This window comes from Stenotrophomonas sp. HMWF003 (assembly GCF_003061285.1).
Lineage (GTDB): Bacteria > Pseudomonadota > Gammaproteobacteria > Xanthomonadales > Xanthomonadaceae > Stenotrophomonas > Stenotrophomonas maltophilia_AP.
The window spans coordinates 7251-11150 of the sequence record NZ_QAIW01000326.1 but is presented as its reverse complement, the minus strand read 5'-3'; the positions used below and the strand labels follow the sequence as shown (position 1 = coordinate 11150).

Sequence of the window (3900 nt, the reverse complement as noted above, 5' to 3'; positions counted from 1 at the left end):
GCATGGGCTGGGACACCGGCGTGCTGACCCGCCTGTCCACGGTGAGCACGGCCAAGCTGGAGCAGGGTCTGCTGGACGTGTTGCCGGGGCAGGAACCGGCCGCGGGCAGTTCGATGATGATGACGGCCGCCAACGCGCCGGCCGGTGCCCCGTTGCCGGTGGAAGGCACCCTGCCCTCGCTGGCCGGCGCCACCGGCTGGCTCAACAGCCCGCCGCTCAGTGCCGAGGCGTTGCGCGGCAAGGTGGTGCTGGTCGATTTCTGGACCTACTCGTGCATCAACTGCCTGCGCGCCATGCCGTATGTGCGCGAGTGGGCCGAGCGCTACCGCGACCACGGCCTGGTGGTGATCGGCGTGCACGCGCCGGAGTTCGCCTTCGAGCGCAGCCTGGGCAACGTGCAGCGCGCGGTGAAGGACCTGAAGGTCACCTACCCGGTGGCGATCGACAACGACTTCGCGATCTGGCGCGGCTTCAACAACCGCTACTGGCCCGCGCACTACTTCATCGATGCGGAAGGCCGCATCCGTGCCCACCACTTCGGTGAAGGCAATTACGCGCAGTCCGAGCAGATCATCCGCCAACTGCTGCGCGAGGCCGGCAACACCCTGCCCGACGAACCGGCGCAGGCGATGGCGATGGCGGCCGCCGCGCCGCGCGATGGCATCGAGCAGCAGGCCGACATGCGCAACCTGAAGTCGCCGGAAACCTACCTGGGCCATGCGCGCGCGCAGAGCTTCGCCTCGCCGGGCGGGCAGCAGCCCGAGCGCGCCACCGACTACACCGTGCCGGCCACGTTGCGCTTGAACCAGTGGGCGCTGGGCGGGCGCTGGACGGTGGGCGATGAAGACGCGCACCTGGACGCGGCCGGTGGCCGGATCGCCTTCCGCTTCCACGCCCGCGACCTGCACCTGGTGCTGGCCCCGGCCGTGGATGGCACGCCGGTGCGCTACCGCGTGCGCATCGACGGCCAACCGCCGGGCGCAGCGGCCGGCGGTGATGTATCGGCCGATGGCAGCGGTCAGGTCGGCGAACACCGGCTGTACCAGTTGATCCGCCAGCGCGGTGATGTACGTGAACGCACCTTCGAGATCGAGTTCCTTGATCCGGGCGTGCATGCCTATGCCTTTACGTTCGGTTGAGCCCTGGAGGCCTTCGATGAAGATCGCAATGGACAAACTGGTGGCCGGCAGCATCGCGGCGGTGATCGCGGCGATGACCATCACCGCGGTGGTCAGCCTGGACCGCCCGGCGCAGGCGGCCACGTCGCAGGCGCAGGCGCTGGTGACGCTGCCTGCGCCCACCGGCACGGCCGACTTCAAGCCGCCCGGCATCCACCGCGCCCAGGTGGTGTTTGCCGGCGGCTGCTTCTGGGGCGTGCAGGGCGTGTTCCAGCACATCAACGGCGTGGACAACGCGGTGTCCGGCTACATCGGCGGCAGCGCGGGGGATGCCAGCTACACACGCGTGGGCAGCGGCGGCACCGGCCATGCCGAAGCGGTGCAGGTCACCTACGATCCGTCGAAGGTGAGCTACGGGCAGCTGATGCAGGTGTTTTTCTCGGTGGCCCACGACCCCACCCAGCTCAACCGCCAGGGGCCGGATCGCGGCACGCAGTATCGCTCGGCGGTCTTTGCCGACGATGCCGGGCAGCGCGATGCGACCCAGGCGTACATCGCCCAGCTGCAGCGGGCCAAGGCATTTGCCCGGCCGGTGGTGACCACGGTCGAGGGCGGCAAGCGGTTCTATCCGGCCGAGGGCTACCACCAGAACTACCTGACCCTGCATCCGGAGTCGCTGTATATCCGCATCAACGACCTGCCGAAGGTGGAGGCGCTCAAGCGCCAGTACCCGGCCCTGTACCGCGAGAAGCCGCGCTTGGTGTCCACGCTGTCGGCGCGCTGAAAGGCGCCGCACCCCGGTAGAGCCGACCGTTGGTCGGCTGCACTTGCCGTATCCCGGAACGATGCGTCGGCGGTTGGCTGTCCCTGGATGCGGGCAGGAAAAAAGCGCACGGCGAAACACCGCACCGCCGTGCGCGAGGGAAGGCCTGGCATGCGCCGCAGGATTGCCCGGGGCGCTGGATCGAGCATGCTAGGCTGCGCGCATCAGCGGATACAGAGCCAGCTTCCGGCCAACCGCACGGTTACAGATTGCGGCGGACTCTCCCCATGGCAGCCAACCTTTACCAATCCCTGGCCGATGAAATGGCCGATGCCATCCACAGCGGCCGGCTGCCGGTGGGCACCCGGCTGCCCTCGCTGCGTGGCCTGGCGGCGCAGCGCCAGCTCAGCCTCAACACCGTCATTGCCGCGTATCGCCAACTGGAAGATGCCGGGCTGGTGGTACCGCGACCCAAGGCCGGCTTCGTGGTCAGCCCGCGGCTGGCCGAACCGACCCGCTCGCTGCGCCAGGCGCCATCGCTGGCCACCACCCAGGCCCAGCAGCTGATGATGGCGCGGGTGCTGGCCGCGCAGCAGCAACCGGGCATCGTCGACCTGGCCTTCGCCGGCCCGCGCGGGCGTCGCTTCTATCCGGGCGACAAATTGGCGCGCAGTACCGCGCAGGTGCTGCGCCGCGCCGGCATGGTGGAAACCTATGCGCGCCCGAATGCGGCCACCCGGCTGCTGGAGCAGATCGTGCGGCGCGGACCGCGGCTGGGCCTGCACACCAGTACCGAGCGTCTGGTCCTCACCCACGGCGCCATGGAAGCACTGCAGCTTGCCCTGCGCGCGGTCACCCGGCCCGGGGACGCGGTGGGCATCGAGGCGCCGTCCTACTTCAACCTGTACCCCTTGCTCAGCAACCTGGGCCTGAAGGCGATCGAGCTGCCCACCGACCCGCGTCGCGGGCTGGACGTGGATGCCGTGGCCGCGCAGCTGGAACGCGGCGCGCTGCGGGCGATCGTGGCCATGCCCACCGTGCACAATCCGCTCGGCTGCACCATGCCGGTGGCCGAGAAGCGGCGCCTGGCCGCGTTGGTCAACCACTACCGCATTCCCCTCATCGAAGACGCGGTGTACGCCGAGCTGCAGTTCCAGGAGCCGCTGGCGCCGCTGCTGAAGTCCTTCGATGAAGACGGCTGGGTGATGGTGTGCAGCAGCTTCTCCAAGACGCTGGCGCCGGACTACCGCATCGGCTGGCTGGACGCGGGGCGGTTCACCGCCGACATCCAGCTGCTCAAGTTCCAGTCCACCGGAGCCGAACCGCGCCTGCTCGGCGAGGCCGTGGGCGCGTTCCTGGAAGCGGGCAGCTACGAGCACCACCTGCGCACGCTGCGCCGCCTGTACAACGACCAGGTGCGGCGCGTGCGCGCGTTGATCGCCCAGCACTTCCCGGCCGGCACGTTGGCCACCCAGCCCACCGGCGGCTTCCTGCTGTGGGTGGAGCTGCCGGCCGGCATCGACACCGGCGCGCTGTTCGAGCAGGCCCTGGCGCGCGGCGTGGTGTTCATGCCCGGCCAGGTGTACTCACGCGGCGCGCGCTACCGGCATTGCCTGCGGTTGTCGTGCTGCCAGGAACTGGACGCGGCGTACGTGGACGCCATCGCCACGCTGGGCCAGCTGGCCTGCGCCCTGCGCGACGCCTGAGCGCTGGCCCGCGGTTACAGCTGCAGGCACCCGGCCAGCCCGGCCGGATCGGCCCCGGGCGCAAAGGGCAGCCGGCCCAGGCACGGCATCGCCAGGCGGTCGCGCAGCATGGTCATGTTGTCGTCGATGCGCGCCATCTGCGGGTCGACTTCGTTGCCGATCCAGCCGATGCAGGTGGCCCCGCTGGCCGCGATCGCCGCTGCGGTGAGCCGCGCATGGTTGAGGCAGCCCAGCCGCAGCCCCACCACCATCACCACCGGCAGCCGCAGCGCGTGGACCAGGTCGGCCTGGTCCAGCGTGGCCGACAGCGGGG

Annotated in this window: 4 protein-coding genes; 3 read left to right on the top strand and 1 reads right to left on the bottom strand. The window is 70.2% G+C overall.

What is annotated here, in order from left to right:
- From DBR34_RS13210 to DBR34_RS13200, 3 genes are all read left to right on the top strand, one after another.
- On the top strand, window positions 1–1139 hold a 1139-nt coding region (locus tag DBR34_RS13210; protein WP_258223906.1), incomplete at its 5' end, for a thioredoxin family protein.
- 16 nt (window positions 1140–1155) lie between these two features.
- A complete protein-coding gene (msrA, locus tag DBR34_RS13205) occupies window positions 1156–1902 on the top strand; it encodes a peptide-methionine (S)-S-oxide reductase MsrA (RefSeq protein WP_128097128.1) in 747 nt (248 codons plus the stop codon).
- Between the two features lie 266 nt (window positions 1903–2168).
- A complete protein-coding gene (locus tag DBR34_RS13200) occupies window positions 2169–3587 on the top strand; it encodes a PLP-dependent aminotransferase family protein (RefSeq protein WP_128097127.1) in 1419 nt (472 codons plus the stop codon).
- Window positions 3588–3601: 14 nt separating this feature from the next.
- Here DBR34_RS13200 and DBR34_RS23045 read toward each other — a convergent pair.
- Window positions 3602–3900: dethiobiotin synthase (locus DBR34_RS23045; protein ID WP_258223905.1), on the bottom strand; the 299-nt coding region annotated here is incomplete at its 5' end.

Coding starts and splice junctions, on each gene's coding strand:
- DBR34_RS13200 (WP_128097127.1), top strand. CDS start 2,169: ATGGCAGCCAACCTTTACCAATCCCTGGCCGATGAAATGGCCGATGCC.
- msrA (WP_128097128.1), top strand. CDS start 1,156: ATGAAGATCGCAATGGACAAACTGGTGGCCGGCAGCATCGCGGCGGTG.